The organism is Methanospirillum sp., from assembly GCF_035406105.1.
Taxonomy (GTDB): domain Archaea; phylum Halobacteriota; class Methanomicrobia; order Methanomicrobiales; family Methanospirillaceae; genus Methanospirillum.
In genome coordinates this window covers 1-19,325 of record NZ_DAONKG010000004.1, presented here as the reverse complement: position 1 = coordinate 19,325, position 19,325 = coordinate 1, and the positions used below count along the sequence as shown (strand labels likewise).

Below are 19,325 nucleotides of genomic sequence, written 5' to 3'. Positions count from 1 at the left end.
TGAGGTTTCTGTGTTCTCATGATACTGCCTGGGTAATACGGAGTAAAAATTGAATTAAAAGGATAGATATGGTAAAAAAAGAGACTGAACGGATATTGCCAAAGGTCAATGCATTGAATCCTGATGAATATCCTCAAATAACTCATCACATTACTCCTTACATGGAATCTATTTCCTCTGTTCTACCCAATTCTCCTTTAAAATCAGGAGGTTTTTTTCACTCTTTCATAAGCAAAATACAATAATTAAACCTGCTCCCGTGCCATCCCTTCTCAACAAACCCGATCTTACCGGCCAGGTCCCGGACTGTTTGTACTCTCTGGAAATGCGGATCCCGGATCGTTTCTTCAATGAGAAGCATTCCATCGGATTTCAATGCTCCATATATCTCCTGCATCGCTCTTTCACGGTCCGGAATCTCACCAAGAACAGTAACCATCACGATCCGGTCGTACTGATCTTTCCCGAGTTTTCCTTCTCCGATGCCACCCTGCAGATATCTGATATTTAATAACCCCTCTTTCTTTGCCCGTTTTCTTACCTCCGCAAGCATCCCTTCCTGAATATCCATTACGGTAACATCCCCGGCCGTTCCGACGATCTTCGCAACCGGAAGTGCAACTCTTCCCGGACCACACCCTGCATCAAGAACCTGCATGCCCGGAGTGACATCAAGAAATTCAACCGTCCTTCGTGTCCGTCCGTTCATCCATGCAAACGGTGGATCCAGCATCCATTTCATCCACACCGGACAGGGAAGTAATCGTCGCTCTGATGCATACCGCCATCCACCGGAAAGGATGATGATCACCAGAATGAGAATACCAATGATTATGAAAATTTCCATTATCTGAACTACTAAGCATCAGAAAGCAATAAATACATCTTCAGGTCAGGAGGCTATTCATTTTTCAATCGGAACTGAAAAAAGAATATGAGAAATCCTGATTCAGGCACGAGTGAACGGTCCGAACTCATTGGATTCAATACCAGTCACTGTTCCTGATTCATCTGCAATAAACGTCAGATATCCCACCAGATCATCCGGATTTGGGAATGAGAGGTACCAGGTGTTATCTGTCCAGTGGACCAGGTTCCCCTGGTATCGGTTTGGCCCTAGTCCCATTGTCATATGTTCTGTATCCGGACCCTGGCCTATCTGAATGGTACCATACCGATCACTCGTATATATTCCTTCGATTGCCCCAGGGCTGATCGTCATAGGCCCTGGGTTTCCGAGTCTCTCCGGATTTTTAATCAAAGAGTTCCATCCTTTCTGGTTGCGTACTTCAAGTGCCTGCAGATCATTCCCGCTCCTGCCGATGTACCGTTCAAGAAACTCATCCCGTACCGCTTCAGGAAATGCCGTCAGCTGCTTGTTTGCGATAACCACAATCCCACTCTTCTTCCCCGGAATAAGAACAACAATTGAGCGGACACCATCAAGTGCCCCGTTCTTCTCAATCACCCGTTCATCAAGGAAGTGATATGAGTCACAGCCAGGACCAACCGCCCCGTTTGAATCATGAAGGGGACCGGATGGGCCGGCGGCAGGAAGTGATGCTTCTTCGAAAGGAATTATCTCCAATGTTCCATCAGCAATACTGGCATGGCCGGTACTATGATTATTATCTAGGACAGGTTTCATATCTGGCTCCTGAACGTCTCATTCCAAGTGGCACTATCCGTCGTTCATCGATAAGGCACTCCCAGCTCTTCCCATATGCCTTTGCCGCAACTTCACCTGCTATGAAATACCCGGTATTGGAGTAGAGGTATCGTTCCCTGAACCCTGCATCTGACTCAAGGAACCGCATCCGGTACAAAATCTCAACATTGGAATACCCGAGTCTCCCGAGCAGTTCTCCATCCCGGCAATAGAAAAGAGATATTTATACGTGAATTGGTGACTGGATATCTGATTGTGTCCCCCTCATAGGTTCCCTGACCGGCGTGTCTGCCCGTTTGCCATCCCACTCAGAGAACTGGTGAAGGCATACGGTCAGGTCGCGGGTGAAGGCAAAGTATCCGATCTGAGTACTCCGGCAGAGTTTCATCGCCATGTCCATGAGCCCGCGGGGATCAGGCCGTTCCTCACCAAGCCAGATATGAAAGATATTGCCGCCGTCAACGATCGGGAAGAAGACATGCTCTATCTCTGCACGGCGTGCAAGGGTGATGTCTGCTCCCGGGGCGACATGGGTTCCATTGGTATAATAAACGGGAAGGTCACGTGTTTCACCAAGCCGGGATAAGGCGACCTCAAGATTCCCTTTGATGACCCGCTTTGCGTCCTCATGAAACTCCTTTCTGAGAAGATCGGCCACAGCAAACCGCTGACCGGTTGTTTCGGCAGGAGTCCGTGCAAGAGCGATCGTCATGCCGTGTTTTTTGGTAAGTTCCTGGCTGTAAAGTTCCATCTCGGTCATTGCAAGAACTCCGAGCCGGAAAGCCTCATCCGATTCATGAAGCTGGTACCCGGTGAAATGCTGGACCAGTTCATTCAGGCCGACGATTCCGATGGTATAGACAAGCCCGTCAAAATCAACTGCCATCGCACCCCGCTGACCGGTCTTTGGATCACGGGGACGCTGCATGGCAAATGGCATCCGGTTACTCTTTTTGATATGGTCCATCCACCGGAGTTTTATTTTAAAGACCTCCACAGCAGTGTCCATCATGGAACGAAGTTCGGCAAACAACCGTTCCTCATCCCCATGTGCTTTGTAAGATGCCCGGGGACAGTTGAGGGATACAACGCCCCATGACCCCATGGAAAAGTGCATACCATCTTTAAAATAAAGTTTTGCTTCAAAATCAGCATCCTGATCCGCCATGGTTGAGAACTGGTAGGCACAACACTGATAGCAGGATATTCCCTCCCCGGCCCCCCGGTACGCAGGCAGCTGGTTGTCATAGTAGGGTGTTCCAAATTTTGATGCAAGTTCAAATGTCAGGAGATACAGGTCCTCATACGTCGGAAGATCCGGGTGAGCCCGGTTGTATTCCTCATCCTCGTGCATGAAATCAGGCTCGATGCTGATCTCCGGCTTTGGAAAGTTAAACGGTTTGCCCCAGTAGTCCCCCTCAAGCATAACCTCCATAAGAGCCTTAAAAAGGAGCCTAACTTCACGTTCACATTCCCCATAGGTTTGCAACGGGGCATCGGTTCCATTCCAGACCCTTCCTTTGTAGACACAGGGTTTATCCTTCCATAATTTCGGAACGCCGGGTGAGAGCTGTACTGATGAGAAGACGAGCTGGCCACCACGAGCCACCATCATCTGTGTCATCTCGTAGACAAACATCTGCATCAGCTGTTTCATCTCTGTATAATCCATCCCAGTAAAGTAGGGTGCCAGGAATGTGAGGAAGTTATAATATCCCTGACCACCGGCAAAGTTAGTCTGGGCACTTCCGAGTGCCTTTACCGCATGCAGTACCGCTACCTCGGCCCGTTTGGCTGGCCCGGCAACAGATGCCTTTGTTCCGTTCCCATCTGGCATCAGCCCATAGTAAAAGAAGTATCGGAGATCCCAGTCCTGACAGAACGGCCGTGTCCCGAAGTACTCAAGATCATGAATATGAATATCCCCGCACAGGTGCCGGTCTGCAAGGTGAGGAGGGAGCTGGAGGAGATATTGTTCCTTGCTGATCTTGTCTGCCTTCTTTTTATGGGATGTTTCAGCATTCTCCTGCAGATTAGCATTATCCTTTGCCTCAAATCCCCTGCCGACGTCGATCTGGTGGGCGTCGTAGACCGGCGTTCCCACTCTGGTGCAGACATTCCTCCACTGGATCCTTCCACGTTCAATGAGGATAATATTCATAATCTCACGGATCAGCGGGCCTGAAAGTGTACGTAGGTTGAGTTTTCTGATCCGTTCCTCAACCTCCCGTGCTATCTCCTGGGCAGTCTCCTCGTCTGCCCCTTCAAACCCGTAAAAAGTCTCGACCAGTCTGGTCTCTTTTACTATCTGCCTGACAATCCGATCCCGGTCCCATTCAAGAATATGCCCGTCACTGGTCCTGACCGGTGGCATTGACGGGATCGCGATGCCGTCCAATGTTGTCTGCCGTGTTATCCCTGCCACTCCATCACCTAGCAGAGCTGCAGTATCTTCTGTTCATTTATGGTGTCGCCGATAAAGAGATCCTTTGATGTCAGGAATGTCTTCCCGACCTGAAGGACCGGGGCTTCCTGGACAAATACTCCGTTCACGCGGAGTTCGGTAAGTGCCCTGGCAGATGACATGTCAGCCACGGTGAAAGGTATCTGGTGAGATGTAAGAAAATCCTTGAGAATTTCGCATCGTGGACAAAACTCAAGTGTATATACGATAAAGACCGCCCCCATACAGATCACTAATCATTTGTGGGTTGATGATATATTTTCACTTGTAATCTTCTGGCCAATTTATAAATTGTGCGATCCAAAATCCCTTATCATATAAGAGGAGAGATAATAAGGCAGAATGGTCCGTTTATTCGTTGCAATCGACCTTCCTGATGAGATCCGTGAGCAGTTCAGTGATATCCAGGACCGCCTCCGGTCATGCCGGGCACGCCTGACACTGGTGGATCAGGAGTCGATGCATATCACGTTAAAGTTCATAGGAGAAGTGAGCGGGTCAGGACTCTCACAAATCACTGATGTATTGCAAACCATCGAAGGTTCACCCTTTTCCATGGAAGTCGGGCTTATTGGGACAAACAGTCAGCGTGCCCCCCGGGTGGTCTGGGCAGAGGTAAGCGATTCGGGACAGTGTCGTTTCCTTGCCGAATCCATAGACTCATCACTTGCCTCGCTCGGGTTTGAGCCGGAAAAGCGGAAGTTCAGGCCTCATATTACCATTGCACGAGTCAGGCAGTTTCATCCGTCACTCTTCGAAGCACTTGCAGATGTTGCATCATCATGTTCCGGGACCATACCGGTCAGGGAGTTTATATTAAAAAAGAGTGAGCTGACCCCTGACGGACCAATATATACTGATCTTCTGAAAGTTCCCCTTCGTGAGGGTGTATGACATTCTCACCACTTGAACAGTCAGTCTTGGAAGAGATACGTCCGACGAGGGAGGAGCTTGACCGGATGTACTCACTTGCAGACCGGCTGATTGCGGATATCCGTGCATCCGGCAGGGCGGATGGTATGATGGTCGGGTCTGTTGCACGAAAGACCTGTGTGCATGGGGACCGTGATCTTGATATCTTTATGCTCTTTGATCCCTCTCTTCCCCGCGAGGATCTTGAGCGTGAAGGGCTTGCCCTTGCATGGCGCATCGCACAGCAGTACACGGATACAATCAGGGAGAAGTATGCCGAGCATCCCTATCTGAATGCAACCATTGATGGTCTTGATGTTGACCTTGTCCCTTGTTACCGGGTAGAGGAGGCAACCGGCATTCAGAGCGCAGTGGATCGGACACCATTTCACAACCGGTACATCTCTGCTCGGATCAGCGGGTATACTGACGATGTGCTCCTCTTTAAGCAGTTTGTCAAGGCGGGAGGCGTATATGGGTCTGACCAGATGACCGAGGGGTTTGCGGGATATCTGTGTGAACTCCTCGTCCTCCATTATGGCGGATTTCATGCCCTCCTGAAGGCTGCGGCACAGTGGAAACCAGGTATGTTTATCGATATCGAGCAGCATGCTGCCAAATGGTTTGATGAACCCCTGGTCGTCATCGACCCGGTTGATCCCTGCCGGAATGTATCAGCATCGGTATCAGATACCAAACTCCTTGAGTTTATCGAGCTCTGTCAGGGCTATCTGAAATCACCATCAAAGTGGTTCTTTTACCGGCCACCAATCTGTATCCTGACCGAGGAAGAGGTACATGCTCGCTTATTGGGCCGTGAATCGGCATTTCTGGCAATCACCCTCAAGACCCCTCCATACATTGAGGATATCGTCGTTCCGCAGCTTCGAAAAAGTCTGCACACACTGGTTGACCTCTTAAAGCGGCATGAGTTTGTGGTTGCACGGGGAGATACCTGGATGCATGAAGACCGGAGTATGATGCTCTTTGAACTCCTGGTCGACTCCCTGCCTGCAATCAGGTACCATGCCGGCCCGCCCGTCACGGCTCATGTGAATGCAGCAAAATTTATTGAGAAATACATTCATTCGGATATCATATTCGCAGGTCCCTACATCCGCGAGGGACGGTACGGGGTGGAACTTCCCCGGCGCTACCGTCATGCCCAAGATCTCCTCTCCTCACCTGAGGTATTTGCAACCGCCCTTGGAAAGCATGTCAAGCACTCCATGAAGGAGGGGTATACGGTTCATTCAGGAATTGAATGCTGGCAGCCGGGGTTTGAGCCCTTTATTAGTGAATTTCTGCAGAAAAGCAGCCCGCTGGTGAGGATACGGCGTGCGGAGGCAAGAACCTCATAAGGCCCTGCTCGAAACTATTTAGAAACACGAGGAGTAACGTTGCACATGGCCATTCCACGTCAGGTTCGTGGGTTCATCATACTGGTGGTACTGCTGTGTATCGCGCCGGCCCTTGCCACACAGTCAGATGACCTGATATCAGATGGGAATGCTTATTATGCACAGGGCATGTATACGGAGGCCATTGCTGCCTTTGAACGGGCAATTGAACTTGATCCGTCAAATGCTGCGGCGTGGTACAATAAAGGTGTCTCTCTTTATAAGCTCGGACAGATTGATGAGGCCATTGCTTCATATGAGGTTGCCATTGGCCTTGATCCCCGGAACTCCGATTACTGGTATAATAAGGGAAATGCTCTGTATAGTAAAAATTTGCTGAATGAAGCATATGCCGCTTATGATGTAGCTATCCAGCTTGATCCATATGATGTTCAGGCATGGATGGCGAAGGGAAACGTCCTGTCTGATCAAAAGCAGTACGAGGACGCTATCAGGGCATATGATGCAGCTATCCAGATCGAACCTGACAATGAGGAGACCTGGTTTGCAAAAGGGAATGCCCATTATAACCAGGGGAACTATAAAGAAGCGGTTGCGGCGTATGAAATTGCATTGCAAAAGGACAGTAAGGACAGCAAGGCCTGGTATAACAAAGGGAATGCACAGTATAATCTGGGAAACCTGAACGAAGCCCTCAAAAGTTATGAGATGGCCCTTGCCTTTAATCCAAAGGATGCCATCGCATATACGAACAAGGGGATGGCCCTTGCTGACCTTGAACGGTACGATGATGCAATTGATGCATACGAAGCAGCGCTCAGTCTTGACGCATCAGATTTGAAGGCCTGGACCTCACTTGGGCAGGTCTACACCAAACTGCGCCAGTACGATAATGCGGTCCGGGCTTTTCAGATGGCTCTGAGACTGAACAAAACCGATTCATCGGTGTGGAAGAGTATCGGTGATGTGCTCATGCTTGAGAAGCGGTATGATGAAGCACTTGCTGCCTATGAACAGGCGATTGCATTAAACCGGATGGATTCAGGGGCCTGGATTGGAAAGGGTAATGCTTTGAATAATCTTGCACGGTATAAGGAGGCGTATGGCGTGTTTGAGATCGCCTGTTCGATGTCTCCCCTGTTTGCTTCTGCGTGGGTTGGAAAAGGAAACAGTCTTACCGGCCTGGGCAGGTTGTCTGAGGCTGACAGTGCATACGAGGCGGCCCTTCAGCTTGATCCAAGAAATATTCAGGCACTGGCCGGAAAGAGTAAGAATCTGATGACTGCCGGTGATCCGGAGACCGCTCTTCAGTCCCTTGAGCTTGCTATCGCCGCTGATCCCACAAACATGGCTCTGCTAGGCAGGCTTGCCGAGATATATGAAAAACTCGGGCGGTACCAGGATGCTCTGGATGTTTGGAATTCGGTTGCTCTAAATGAGTCTGATCCTGACATGGTCAGAAAAGGAAAAGCAATGACTCTCGTGCGGGCAGGAAGAGAGGCTGAGGCACTTGCACTCTACCATGACGTCCTCGCATCCCATCCTGAAAACGGATTTTTGTATGAGCAGTACGGTGATGTGCTTGCTCTTGCCGGTGATACCGTCGGTGCAGAGCGTGCCTACCGGAAGGCGATGGAGATCCAGCCGAACCTGACTGGTATTGCCCTGAAGATACAGGCACTTGAGTCTCCGCGTACAGAGACTCCTCTCGGTATTATACCAGTCCTTGCAGGGATTGTGGGATGCGTACTCCTCTTTAGATGGAAACGGTGATATTTCTCTCCAGTATGGAGCATGCATTCAGATACCTGACAAGAAACCGGTCCCAGGATGGGGTGATAAAGGCACTTTCCCGGTAATAGTCGTAAAAAACCGGATTGATGAGTACAGGTGAGAGGATGGCAACTCCGTGGGCATCCGGCACCAGTGTATCATGGCGGGCAAAGATAACCGTCTGGTTTATCCCATCAATTACTTCTTGTGCTGATTCTGAAAGGTAGGGAACAGATCGCTGTGCCTGATCTGCAAATGAGAAGAGATCCATGGTAGCCTCGTTCAGGTCACCTGTTCCGGTGCGGCCAAACTGCTGTGTATGTGAGAGGATCTGACTGATTGTATCACACCCCTCCTGGTCCCCTGCAAGGGCATAAAGATCCTTTGCAAACCGGTCCAGTCTTTCAGTGAGGATATCTGCCTGTTTTGGATTGAGAAGTGCGATGGTTTTTCCCTGGGCAGGATATTTCATATATGCATCAAACAGGTTTTGTGCATACTGCGGTACTGGTTCATCAGGATGGGCGCTGATATATGCAATCCAGGGCTCATATGGCCAGCCATCTGCAGGCTCCGCTTCCTCACTCGCGATAAGGTATGATGCAAAGGGGGAGAGTGCTGACAGGACCTCAAGACATCCCATCATGCATGAGTCAAATCCGATGAGATCAAAATCGCGGTTTCCAAGACCTTTCGTAAGTTCTTCAATAGTAAGCCCGTCATCGCCATGATTCTGATCGAAGAGAAGCCCGGTGTATGCCTGACCATGACCGATAAAGATGAGAAAAATTCTATCATAGTGGAACTTAGTCTCGATATATGAAAGGAAGATTGCAAGTGAGGCAGAGTCGCCCATACTGGCATTCTCCACTCTTTGCAGACAAAGGCTATCGTTTCCAAGTTCCCCGTCAGCAAGGTCTGCTTTGAGTCCGTCAAGATCGACAATACGCATCCCCCTCCACCCCGGTTTGTCTGCTCCTCCATATGCCGCAAGTATTTTTATCCGTCCAGGGAGGTTTTCCGCACCCTGGACAACCTGTACAAAGTCATCGGTGATAAGCCCCAGTTCCTGTTCCAGGGTCCCGCCTGATGCATAAAAGGCGATAAGAAGGGTACTGGTATCATCTGCAGCAGCAGGCAGAATTATGATACAAAAGAATATGAAAAACGATATAAAAGAGCACTTCTTCTCTCGTATCATTTCGTCTCTGTTCTGCGGATAAAAATCCTGCCTCCGGTGTGGTATGAGCCCGGACTTTTGAGACCGGGTTTTATTCCGCCTGCTCTGTATTGCGTAGATATCTTTAAAAGACAGGGCGTTGTGAGGATGGAAGGCTCTCTGTCTCATTCTCCTCGATTGTCATCTCTCCGTTTTCAATTCGGAACAGGTGAATATCTCCATAGTCTCCAGGCTTGTTTCCATATTCGGCGTACAGGGCCTGTGCATAGATCCCATCCGGCAGTATATCGTAGATAAGGTTGGTATCGTCGGAAATCGTAAGAACTCCGATCTCCGCCCACTCACCTCCGGCGTTATCCGTCTCGTCCAGTTTCCAGGCATATGCATGGATCAAATCTCCGGGTTTTAGATCGTAGTTTTGCCGTGAAAACTGAATGATTCCATTTGGCCGGATGGTGTACGGGCATGCAACCAGTCGACTCTCCCCGGTATCAGGATTGATATACACGTTCAGTACCGCAGAAGTGTTGAGCGCTCCTCTGATAAAGTCAATTTCCGAGGTGAAAAGCACAGACCCGGACGGTACGATAGAGTCATAGCTCATGCCAAGCAGTGTGTAGTTGCTGCCACCGGTATCTTCCAGGTAATACCATCGCCCGTCCCATTCTGGAAGAGTATATTTTCCAGTTTCATCAGCCTCAAGGGGTTCGTCTCCAAGCAGAATGAGTTCGTCTCCATCGACGTAGTAATATTCTGCATAGACCGATGCGGTCTGCGTCGGGTCATCAACCATATACCCGGAATCCAGAGTTCTGATATCAGGTTTTTCAGTATCCTCGCCGGAGAGCCTGAGCAGATTTACAAAAAACCTGTCCCATCCCTGGGTAATTTTCGCGTCATCACCCAGTCCATCATAGATTTCAGGGGTAATCCGGCTCGGGGACATAATGGACAGGCCGCCTGATTCAGGGACATACTCATCATTTCTGTGATACAGGATCACATCATCAATTCGTGTGATGACGGGTTCAATTTCATCCGAAAGGTCAGGTTTCTGGGTTTTCATTGCATTCAGGAATGATTTCAGATCAACAGATGTCTCACCATTCTCCCTGTTATCTGCTCCATATCGTGCCGGAACCTGGTATGCTTTTCCTACCACCCGGTATCCGTCAATTGACTCCGAATATGGCATCATCGTGGTTCCAAGGCTGTCCATTGCCTGAATCAGCGCAGGTATCCTGGTGAGATCGATGACTGAAAGTGTCTTTCCGGTATCAAGACGGGTCATATATGCATCGACGATAATCTTTCCAAGTTCTTCATATGGAATCTGTGGGTTTGCTCCAAGAGTGCTGATCCATGCTTGGTATTCCCATCCCGTCCCCGGTTCGGTCTCTTCGGATCCTACGAGAAGCAGGCTGTAAGGCTGCATTGCCTTTGCTACTTCCAGGGCTCCCATAAGACAGGCATCATATCCGATGAGATTAAATGTGCTGTTTGTTGTCGTCAGTGCCTGTGATATGTCGGTGAGTGAGAGCTGACCATCGGTGACCTCGTCAACTCCAAACCCGTCATACCCTCCACCATGGTCCCAGAAGATCAGGATCTTTCTGTCTGCAGCAAAATTCTCTGCCGTCCATGAGAGGAAGTGTTCAAGGGTTTCTCTCGCACCCATGTCAGCATCGGGGTTATTATATAGAACATCTTCTGAATTGCCGATTACTCCGTCAGAAGCATCTTCCGTCAGTTCTTTGACGGTGACATAGGTCACGCCCTCAAATCCGGGAGTTTTTGATCCTCCATATGCCAGAACTATCTGGAGATCCTGCTCACTGGTCTCTCCATACCCGTCAAGGATCTCGGCAATATTCATGGTTGCAGCCCTCTCATTACTTTCCAGATCACCGGCAATCATGTATATAACGACAAGGTTATGTGCCTGTGCTTCATCCCCACTCGTACTGATGTCTTGTCCAAAACCAACCGGAATGAACCAGATAGAGAGGAGGATTACAATATATGCAGCTCGCATTGGAGTACCGTACTGTGTTCAATAGTTGCTCAAGGTTTATTAACCAACGTATGACATCTCTGGATGGAATACGGCCATTGCAGCACCGATGAGTGGCGCATTCCCGTCAAGGGGGCTGATTTTACAATCCGGAAGGGGAAGGTACCGGTCAGTATAGGTAAGGGCCAGATCAAGGAGTTCAGGATAATTCCGAATGACAGTTCCGTCCAGAATGATGCAGTCAGGATCATAGGCGACGATCACGGCTGAAAGACCTCTGCCGTGAATTTTCGCAAGAGCTTCCCAAAATCCGTGATATAACTCGCTGGTTGATGCGAGCCGGAGAATCTCCGGAGTCAGCGTCTCTCGACAGGGACGGTCGTAGGCTGTGCACCATGCTGAAAAAAATACCGGAATCCCTTTTCCTGATGCATACCCTTCCCAGTGGCCGGAAAACCCGCAGGTACAGGGAAAGGTATACGTTGAATCAACCGGGAAATGCCCGATCTCTCCTGCATTTCCTCCCCTGCCGGTAAGGACTTTTCCGTTGGTAAACACTCCTCCGCCTATCCCGGTTGAGATGGTGATATACACCACGGTATCATACCCCCTGGCTCCTCCGGCACAGACCTCTCCAAGAACCGCTGCCCGACAGTCATTGTGAAATACTACCGGAAGGTTTATTGCCTGTATAAGCGGTTCCACAATCGGAACCGTATCAAACGGAATATTCGGGGGATGATCAAGGATTCCTTTCCTCACATCAAGTGGCCCTGCTGCGGCAATCCCAAAACCGGCGAGAGGGATGTCCTGAGCAATATCCTGAAGGGCACAGGCTATGGAGATCGGGATATCTAATGCCTTTCCGTTGACCGGCGTTTGAAAACGGACTATCCTGATAATCTCACCGTCCTCGCGTACCAGCCCGACACGGGTATTTGTACCCCCCACATCAGCGGCACCGGCTATCCGGTATGTTCCCCTCTGCATAATAGTCAGATGGTCTGCCCTATGATGAAAAGAACCTAGTGGTATCAGGTGCCATGATAGGTCAGTTCATGGAAGGCCAGTTTGCAACTCTGTTTACCGGGATAGTGGTAGTATTTATCATCGCGGTCCTCCTCCTTATCATCCTGTACAGGGTGAAGATACCCTCGGTCGTTGCCTTTTTAATCGCGGGATTTCTTGTAGGACCATCCGGTCTTGGTCTTATCACAAATGAAGAATCGATCAGTTTCTTTGCAGAACTTGGAGTCATCTTTCTGCTGTTTACCATCGGTCTTGAATTTTCCGTATCACGAATCCTGAAAAGCAGACGGTATGTTCTCATCGGCGGTCTGGTCCAGGTGTTATCCACCATCCTCATCTGGACCTCCCTGATGCAGATTACCGGTATGGATCTCGCTCATGCCTTCTTCTGGGGCATGCTGATCTCCCTGTCGTCAACGGCAATCGTCATGAAGGTCCTTGCTGACCGGATGGAAGTCGACAGCCCGCACGGCAGGGCAACCCTTGGCATTCTCATCTTTCAGGATCTGATCGTCATCCCGATGGTCATGATTACTCCAGTACTTGCCGGAACCACCGATACAGACATCTCGCTTGTCAGACTTCTTATCGGGAGTTTTGTCATCATAGCGGTGGTATATATATCCGCCCGGTATGTGGTCCCGGCCCTGCTGCTCCATGCCGCCCGGCTCAAGAACCGTGAGATGTTCCTGTTTATCGTCATGGGAACCTGTCTTATCGTTGCCTACCTGACCAGTGAGTTTGGCCTGTCAATGGCTCTTGGTGCATTCCTGGCCGGTATCATCATCTCTGAGTCTGAATACAGCACCCATGCCATGTCCAGTATTCTGCCGTTTCGGGATCTCTTTACCAGTTTCTTCTTCATTTCCATCGGGATGATCTTTAACCTGCAGTTCTTTGTGCATAATCCGGTCATCATCGCGGAACTGGTTCTCCTGGTCATCGGCATAAAATATGCAACCGGGACCCTGGCATCCCTGCTGGCAGGCCTTGCTCCCCGTGCCTGTGTGATGACCGGTATCTCTCTTGCCCAGGTCGGAGAATTCTCCTTTGTCCTGGCAACAGCCGGAAATTCGCTGGGTTTTTTTGCACAGGATTCTTTTCAGCTCTTCCTTGATGTATCAATAGTTACCATGGGAGTAGCCCCGCTCCTCATGGGTATTTCTGGAAAGATAGCACCCCCGCTTTCCTCTCCCCTCTGTCGAATCATTCCTGACCGGACCGCAGGTGATGATCCGGTGGGGCAGGATCTTGAAGATCATATCATCATCGTCGGGTATGGCCTGAACGGAAAGAATGTTGCCAGGTCTGCAGATATCGCCGGCGTCCCGTACCGGATCATCGAGATGAATCCTGATACCGTCAGGGAAGAGAAGGCAAAAGGAAAACCGATCATGTTTGGTGATGCTGCCCAGGGGGAAGTTCTAAAGAAGGCCGGAATCGCAAAGGCCCGTGTTCTGGTCATTGTGGTCAACGATCCCTTCGGAACCCAGCAGATCGTTCAGACGGCCCGCATGCTCAATCCGGCAGTGCACATCATTGTCAGAACACGATATATGGGAGAGGTTGCAACTCTCATGGAACTTGGAGCCGACGAGGTCATCCCTGAGGAGTTTGAGACGGCTGTTGAGATCTTTACCCGTATTCTTTATACCTATCTTATCCCGACAAGCGAGATTGAACGGCTGGTCAGTGAGATCAGAGCCGGCGGATATCAGATGCTCCGGAGCATCAACACACCATCGTACTCCTTTGATGACCTGCGGGTCCTGGTCCCTGATGTTGAGATACGAACGATCCGGATCGCTGATGATTCTCAGTATGCCGGGAAGATGCTGAAGGAGACGATGATACGAAGTACCTACCAGGTCTCCATCGTTGCGATCAGAAGGGGTCAGCAGATGATAGTCAGTCCGGGGGGTGATGAGATATTATGTGCCAAAGACCTGGTTATGGTTCTTGGCAGTCCTGACAATATCATCAGGGCATTTTCCGCATAACTTATTCGGCGTCGATAAAACGGATCGCATCTGTATAGGCATGGGATCCAAAAAACCGTCCCATCTCCTGGAGGTCGTCTGAAACGATGATAATCGGACTGCCGTCAGTCACCTTGAATGTGAGGGTGCACTCACGGTATTCACCGATGGCGATCCCATGCAAAAGGACTGATGCAGGGGTGAATGCAAGAATCTCACAGGCATCATCAAAGGGCCGTTTCTCAAAGAAATAATAAAAAACCTGCCAGGCATTGAGGAGATCAGAGGTAAGCAGGGCATTTCTGACTGCCGGATCGAGGGCAGAGAGGCGCATCCGGACACAGACAACATCCTCATCACAATCCTCTAACATACGATCCACAAGATCCGAGAGCACCGCAAAGGGGATGGGTTCATCATGCATACTCCAGGTTTGTCCTGAAAGGAAAATGGGTTTTTGCCGGTCAGAGGATCCGGTATCCTGCCGTGACCCGTGCCGTTATCTCTACCGATCCCGGCTCAATGGGGGTTTTAGGACCTGCAGCAGCCATCTGAACGGATCGTGCATCCTGATTGTAATAGACCGGCGGCTGGTAACTCTCATCCACGGTGACCTCATACACCTCTCCAAGTGACTTGCCCATGGCAGCCATCACCGTCCTGGCATCAGCCTCTGCCTTTTTCACGGCGATTTCAAGTGCCTCCTTTCGAAGTTCGGCGGTCTTTTGCTGGCTCAGCGTGAACTGAAGTGAACTGACAGAGTTTGCACCTGCGGCTACGGCAAGGTCAATAATGTCCCCAACCCGGTCAATCTTCTCTGTCTCGATGGAGATGGTGTTGGATACCTGGTAGATGGTAACATTATCGCCGTATTTTGCTTTGAGGGCATCATCAGGATAGTATACCTCTGATATGGAATAGGAGGTCGTCCCGATCTCCCGTCCGGTCAGATTTCCCTTTGAGGGATCACGAAGTGCTGACATGACGGTGTCCATCTTTCGTGCATTCTCCTTCTGTGCCGCTTTCACATCAGGATTTTTTGTTACTACGGTGAGTTCAATCTGGACCCGGTCTGGAACTGCCTTGATCGTCCCGCTTCCAGTGACGTGAATAAGCGGGATATCTCCATCCTTTGTCTCTGCTGCACCGGCGGGAATCATGACGGTGATCAGAAGGATCACTGCGAATCCGATGATCAATGCGTTTGTCTGCATATGATTAGGATTGAGCGCTGTCTTCATACCTTTTCCTGTAACTTCAAAAAATTTCATAGGTATCAGGGGAAGTACTCATGCCATTTGAGTGTGAACATGTGAGAATAGTGAGAGACGAGGATATCGACTGGACTGTATATCATGTTATAATTGAAAGTCCATGCCTTTCAGCAGAGGCGCTTTCCGAAAAAACCGGGTATGCCCAGGATGTTATTATGGCATCACTGGCGCGACTGAAACGGTACTGTCTTATCGACTGTAGGGATGATGACACCTGGCGTGCCTGTACAACCGAGGAGATTATCTTCAGACATCAGATGGCGGATGTTTTTTCAGGCGGCCTTGAGTTATCAGACGGGGTAATCAGATACAGGCCATCTCCAGAGGAAAATCGATGATAGTAGTGCTCAGAATCGGTCACCGCCCACAGCGTGACATGCGTGTGACCACTCATGTTGGTCTGACCGCGAGAGCTCTTGGTGCGGACGGGATGTACATTGCTGCAGATGATCGGGGGGTTGTGCAGAGTATCCGCGATGTTGCCGACCGGTTTGGCGGAACGTTTTTTGTTGAGGACAAGATTGGCTGGAATTCATGTATCAGGAACTGGAAGAAAGAGGGGGGCTGTGTGGTTCATCTCACCATGTTCGGGGTGAACCTTCCGGATGTTGAGGAAGAGATCAGAAAAAAAGAGAAGATCCTGGTCATAGTGGGAGCTGAGAAGGTGCCCGGGGATCTGTATCAGCTTGCAGATTACAATGTCGCGGTCACGAATCAGCCACACTCTGAAATTGCAGGTCTCGCGGTATTCCTTGACCATATCGCAGAAAATGCCCTGTGCCGCGAATTTCCTGGTGCAAAAGTCCGGGTACATCCAAATCCATGCGGGAAGACGGTGGAAGAACTCTGAAGCGGATTCTCGTGGCCGGTTTCTCCACCCGGCATGTTGTGCTGTCTGCATATCGGGCCGGGTATGAGGTCTGTGCGGTCGATCATTTCTGTGATGCGGATCTTCGGAATCATACCATCGCCTGCATGAGGTTTGAAGAGCTTTCTGACCTGCCGGTCCGTATCAAGGAGATGTGTGATACGTATGCCATTGATGCGATCATTCCTACATCAGGGGCTGAGACACTGTGTGATCTTCCGGCCCCCATACTGGGGACCGACGCCCGGACTGCGGCACAGTTTCTGGATAAGGGATATGTCCAGGACTGGTTTTGCAGGCTGAATATTCCTGTTCCACCGCTGGCAGAACCTGGTGAGTTTCCGGCGATGCTCAAACCACGTTCCGGTTCAGGCGGGTGGCGGAATACCGTGGTCAGTACTCCGGATGATATCATGTCCTGGATGGAGGCATTTCCAGGTGAGCCGTTCCTCCTTCAAAGAATTGTGCAGGGGATTCCGGCATCGGTCTGCTGTGTTGCCGGAGGGGGCAGAGCCCGTGCGATAGCGGTAAACCAGCAGATTCTCCGGGGAGAAGGCCAGTACCGGTTCGGGTTTGCCGGATCCTTGACACCGTTTCATCATCCCATGCAGGATGCGATGATCTCATATGCAGAGCGTGCAGCGGCTGCGTCTGGATGCAGGGGCATTCTTGGGATCGATTTTATGGTCAGCGATGATGCAGTCTATGCAATCGAGCTCAATCCCCGGTTTGTAGCAACGCTTGATACCATCGAGGCCGCTACCGGGGTAAATCTGGTGGCCCTTCACCTGGATGCCTGCCGGGGGATTCTTCCAGATGGTATGCCGGTTCCGGTGCAGTATGCCCTTCGCCGGATTCTGTTTGCAGATCGGCATTGTGAGATTGCCCATGATCTCTCCTTTCTCTCTCCGCAGGTGGCCGATATTCCGGTTCCTCCTGCCGTGTTTGATGAAGGAAATGCAGTTATCAGTGTGTATGGATCAGGACAGGACCTGGCATCTGCACAGGAAGCACTGGATACTACTATCAGGGTTGTCAGGCAATATATATGGTGATGGCTTCTCACGAGGAACTCCTGGCTGACAAGGCTATTTTTGCATATCTTCACCGGTTAATCGGGGATGATGGAATTGAACTCATTCGGCGGTTTCCAACTGATAAGGAGTACAGTGATGAGGACCTTGCAGAGGTCACCAAGATTAACCTGAATTCAGTCAGGAATACCCTGTATACCCTGTATGAGCACCGACTTGCGAAATACCGGCGGATAAAAAATAATGAGACCGGCTGGCTGACCTACCTCTGGACCCTTGAACTGGACAATATGCATGATGCAATCTCCAAGGACCTTGAGGTCATCCTGGAGAAACTCTCCAAGCGATACAAATACGAGAGTGAGAACGCATTCTACAACTGTGGTAACTGCGGAAATACCGTTACATTCTCAGAGGCGATGGACTCACAGTTTGTCTGCCAGGAATGTGAGAATCAGCTCGTTCATTTTGACAACGAGCTGCTGCTAAATGCATTGCACAGGCGGATTTCACGAATCAAAGAGAATCTCGGTCATGTGTAGTCCGGGAGACGAATACCTCTCTTTTCTTGCCGATGCCGGGTGTGATCCCGGTGTCATTGAGCATTGCAAGACGGTCCGCGATGTGGCCCTCCGGATTGCCTCAGATATAATCCGTACCGGAGTGCATGTGGCCCTGGATCGTGTTGCTGCAGGAGCCATCCTCCATGACATCGGCCGGTCAAGAACTCATGGAATGGCCCACGCTGATGAGGGAGGAGATATCTGCCGGTCAAAAGGGTTAGATGAGGCAATCTGCCGTATTGTTGAGCGTCATATCGGAGCCGGTCTGTATGCTGATGAACGGGCCAGATTTGGTTTGTCAGCAGTTGATCGCATCCCAGAGACACTTGAAGAAAAGATCGTGGCCCATGCTGATAATCTGGTGAAGGGAACACGGGTTGTGAGCAGGGAGGAATTTGTTGCATCACTGCAGCGGTTTGATGAGCCGGTCCGGTCCCGGTTTCTTGATCTTGCTGATGAGCTTGAGCGGCTGAGCGGGGCTTACCGAGACTGAATTAGAATATCAGTTTTTTTACAACCGGAAGTGATCGAAGTTCATCGATAACTCCTGGTGGCATCTTCCCTTCAGCGATGATCACTAGGCGCGGCTCTTCCGAGAGGTGGGGATCGGTGACAAAGACCTGCCGCAGGCCTATGTTGTGCTGAGAGAGTATGTGGATGCAGGCATCAACGATGCCAGGTCTGCTCGCATCCTGGGGGATGACTGTGATAACGGATAGGGAGAGGCTTTCTGCGATAACGGAGAGGTCAGGTGTGGCCCGCATATTGATAAAGATGTCCCGGAATGGTGATGTAAGAATGCGCCGTGCGGTTGCCTCAACGACCCGCCGGTCAACATGGAGTTTTGCCGCAACCTGCGTTGCAGCCACCGCAATGGTATTACATGCGATTTTTCCGTCTTCATTTACCCCGAATCCATTTTCAAGAAGAAACCTGACGACCCGTGTTTGTGAAGGAGAATCTTCAAACCACCCCAGAATTGCAGACCACATAGATTATCATCTGTTCTTCATTGGTTATAGGCAGTCGGTCTTCTCACCGGGTGTAATAGATAAGTTCTTTACGTACTACAACGACCTTATTCAGGCACAGAGAACCGGTGTTCAGACAAACTCCTGATGTCCGGTCGTTCGGTGTAATTATTGCGTATTGAGCGAGGGTATCCGAGCCAGGTCAAAGGAGCAAGGTTGAGGGCCTTGTCGCGA

The 19,325-nt window shown here is 50.2% G+C and carries 20 protein-coding genes; 9 read left to right on the top strand and 11 right to left on the bottom strand.

What is annotated here, in order from left to right:
- Positions 1 to 217: 217 nt before the first annotated feature.
- The 5 genes from PLA23_RS00415 to PLA23_RS00395 form a co-directional block, all read right to left on the bottom strand.
- On the bottom strand, positions 218 to 847 hold the full coding sequence (locus tag PLA23_RS00415; protein ID WP_324473546.1) for a class I SAM-dependent methyltransferase: 630 nt from the start codon (positions 845 to 847) through the stop codon (positions 218 to 220).
- 102 nt (positions 848 to 949) lie between these two features.
- Complete coding sequence (locus tag PLA23_RS00410; RefSeq protein ID WP_324473544.1) at positions 950 to 1,648, bottom strand: hypothetical protein; 699 nt, start codon at positions 1,646 to 1,648, stop codon at positions 950 to 952.
- Entirely contained in the window at positions 1,629 to 1,817 is a 189-nt protein-coding gene (locus tag PLA23_RS00405) for a serine hydrolase (protein ID WP_324473542.1), read from the bottom strand. The genes PLA23_RS00410 and PLA23_RS00405 overlap by 20 nt, the downstream gene beginning before the upstream one ends.
- 75 nt (positions 1,818 to 1,892) lie before the next feature.
- Positions 1,893 to 4,043, bottom strand: a complete 2,151-nt coding sequence (nrdD, locus tag PLA23_RS00400; protein ID WP_324473554.1) for an anaerobic ribonucleoside-triphosphate reductase — start codon at positions 4,041 to 4,043, stop codon at positions 1,893 to 1,895.
- A gap of 59 nt (positions 4,044 to 4,102) precedes the next feature.
- The gene (locus tag PLA23_RS00395) at positions 4,103 to 4,264 is read right to left on the bottom strand and encodes a hypothetical protein (RefSeq protein WP_324473540.1); all 162 of its coding nucleotides are present in this window, start codon (positions 4,262 to 4,264) and stop codon (positions 4,103 to 4,105) included.
- 211 nt (positions 4,265 to 4,475) lie between these two features.
- Between PLA23_RS00395 and thpR the strand changes: the two genes are divergently transcribed.
- From thpR to PLA23_RS00380, 3 genes are read left to right on the top strand one after another with little or no spacing between them, the layout of a single operon-like run.
- The gene (gene thpR / locus PLA23_RS00390; protein WP_324330285.1) at positions 4,476 to 5,027 is read left to right on the top strand and encodes an RNA 2',3'-cyclic phosphodiesterase; all 552 of its coding nucleotides are present in this window, start codon (positions 4,476 to 4,478) and stop codon (positions 5,025 to 5,027) included.
- Entirely contained in the window at positions 5,024 to 6,406 is a 1,383-nt protein-coding gene (cca, locus tag PLA23_RS00385) for a CCA tRNA nucleotidyltransferase (protein ID WP_324330287.1), read from the top strand. The genes thpR and cca overlap by 4 nt, the downstream gene beginning before the upstream one ends.
- Positions 6,407 to 6,451: 45 nt before the next feature.
- Complete coding sequence (locus tag PLA23_RS00380) at positions 6,452 to 8,179, top strand: tetratricopeptide repeat protein (protein WP_324330288.1); 1,728 nt, start codon at positions 6,452 to 6,454, stop codon at positions 8,177 to 8,179.
- Here the strand turns inward: PLA23_RS00380 and PLA23_RS00375 are convergent.
- From PLA23_RS00375 to PLA23_RS00365, 3 genes are all read right to left on the bottom strand, one after another.
- Positions 8,163 to 9,380 (bottom strand): clostripain-related cysteine peptidase, encoded by a 1,218-nt coding sequence (locus PLA23_RS00375; RefSeq protein ID WP_324473538.1) that lies wholly within the window; start codon positions 9,378 to 9,380, stop codon positions 8,163 to 8,165. The genes PLA23_RS00380 and PLA23_RS00375 overlap by 17 nt on opposite strands.
- A 103-nt stretch (positions 9,381 to 9,483) precedes the next feature.
- Positions 9,484 to 11,394 carry a clostripain-related cysteine peptidase gene (locus PLA23_RS00370; RefSeq protein ID WP_324473536.1) on the bottom strand — a complete coding sequence of 637 codons (1,911 nt, stop codon included), beginning with the start codon at positions 11,392 to 11,394 and terminating at the stop codon, positions 9,484 to 9,486.
- A gap of 39 nt (positions 11,395 to 11,433) precedes the next feature.
- A complete protein-coding gene (locus PLA23_RS00365) occupies positions 11,434 to 12,363 on the bottom strand; it encodes an ROK family protein (RefSeq protein ID WP_324330297.1) in 930 nt (309 codons plus the stop codon).
- 53 nt (positions 12,364 to 12,416) lie between these two features.
- Between PLA23_RS00365 and PLA23_RS00360 the strand changes: the two genes are divergently transcribed.
- A complete protein-coding gene (locus PLA23_RS00360) occupies positions 12,417 to 14,402 on the top strand; it encodes a monovalent cation:proton antiporter family protein (RefSeq protein ID WP_324473534.1) in 1,986 nt (661 codons plus the stop codon).
- A gap of 1 nt (position 14,403) precedes the next feature.
- On the opposite strand, the gene PLA23_RS00355 is transcribed toward PLA23_RS00360, so the two are convergent.
- Together PLA23_RS00355 and PLA23_RS00350 are read right to left on the bottom strand one after the other, a co-directional pair.
- Positions 14,404 to 14,805: a hypothetical protein gene (locus tag PLA23_RS00355; protein ID WP_324331046.1), complete on the bottom strand. Its 402-nt coding sequence runs from the start codon at positions 14,803 to 14,805 to the stop codon at positions 14,404 to 14,406.
- A gap of 40 nt (positions 14,806 to 14,845) precedes the next feature.
- The gene (locus tag PLA23_RS00350; protein WP_324473532.1) at positions 14,846 to 15,622 is read right to left on the bottom strand and encodes an SIMPL domain-containing protein; all 777 of its coding nucleotides are present in this window, start codon (positions 15,620 to 15,622) and stop codon (positions 14,846 to 14,848) included.
- A gap of 50 nt (positions 15,623 to 15,672) precedes the next feature.
- Between PLA23_RS00350 and PLA23_RS00345 the strand changes: the two genes are divergently transcribed.
- Genes PLA23_RS00345 through PLA23_RS00325 form a run of 5 tightly spaced genes read left to right on the top strand, consistent with a single transcriptional unit; the run spans position 15,673 to position 18,613 of the window.
- The gene (locus tag PLA23_RS00345) at positions 15,673 to 15,993 is read left to right on the top strand and encodes a hypothetical protein (protein ID WP_324331043.1); all 321 of its coding nucleotides are present in this window, start codon (positions 15,673 to 15,675) and stop codon (positions 15,991 to 15,993) included.
- Complete coding sequence (locus PLA23_RS00340; protein WP_324331042.1) at positions 15,990 to 16,505, top strand: tRNA (cytidine(56)-2'-O)-methyltransferase; 516 nt, start codon at positions 15,990 to 15,992, stop codon at positions 16,503 to 16,505. The genes PLA23_RS00345 and PLA23_RS00340 overlap by 4 nt, the downstream gene beginning before the upstream one ends.
- A complete protein-coding gene (locus PLA23_RS00335) occupies positions 16,478 to 17,578 on the top strand; it encodes an ATP-grasp domain-containing protein (RefSeq protein ID WP_324331040.1) in 1,101 nt (366 codons plus the stop codon). The genes PLA23_RS00340 and PLA23_RS00335 overlap by 28 nt, the downstream gene beginning before the upstream one ends.
- Positions 17,578 to 18,099: a transcription factor gene (locus PLA23_RS00330; RefSeq protein ID WP_324331050.1), complete on the top strand. Its 522-nt coding sequence runs from the start codon at positions 17,578 to 17,580 to the stop codon at positions 18,097 to 18,099. The genes PLA23_RS00335 and PLA23_RS00330 overlap by 1 nt, the downstream gene beginning before the upstream one ends.
- Complete coding sequence (locus PLA23_RS00325; RefSeq protein ID WP_324473528.1) at positions 18,092 to 18,613, top strand: HDIG domain-containing metalloprotein; 522 nt, start codon at positions 18,092 to 18,094, stop codon at positions 18,611 to 18,613. The genes PLA23_RS00330 and PLA23_RS00325 overlap by 8 nt, the downstream gene beginning before the upstream one ends.
- A gap of 1 nt (position 18,614) precedes the next feature.
- Here the strand turns inward: PLA23_RS00325 and trpY are convergent, their stop codons facing one another.
- Complete coding sequence (gene trpY, locus PLA23_RS00320; RefSeq protein ID WP_324473526.1) at positions 18,615 to 19,112, bottom strand: TrpY family transcription regulator; 498 nt, start codon at positions 19,110 to 19,112, stop codon at positions 18,615 to 18,617.
- Positions 19,113 to 19,325 lie beyond the last annotated feature (213 nt).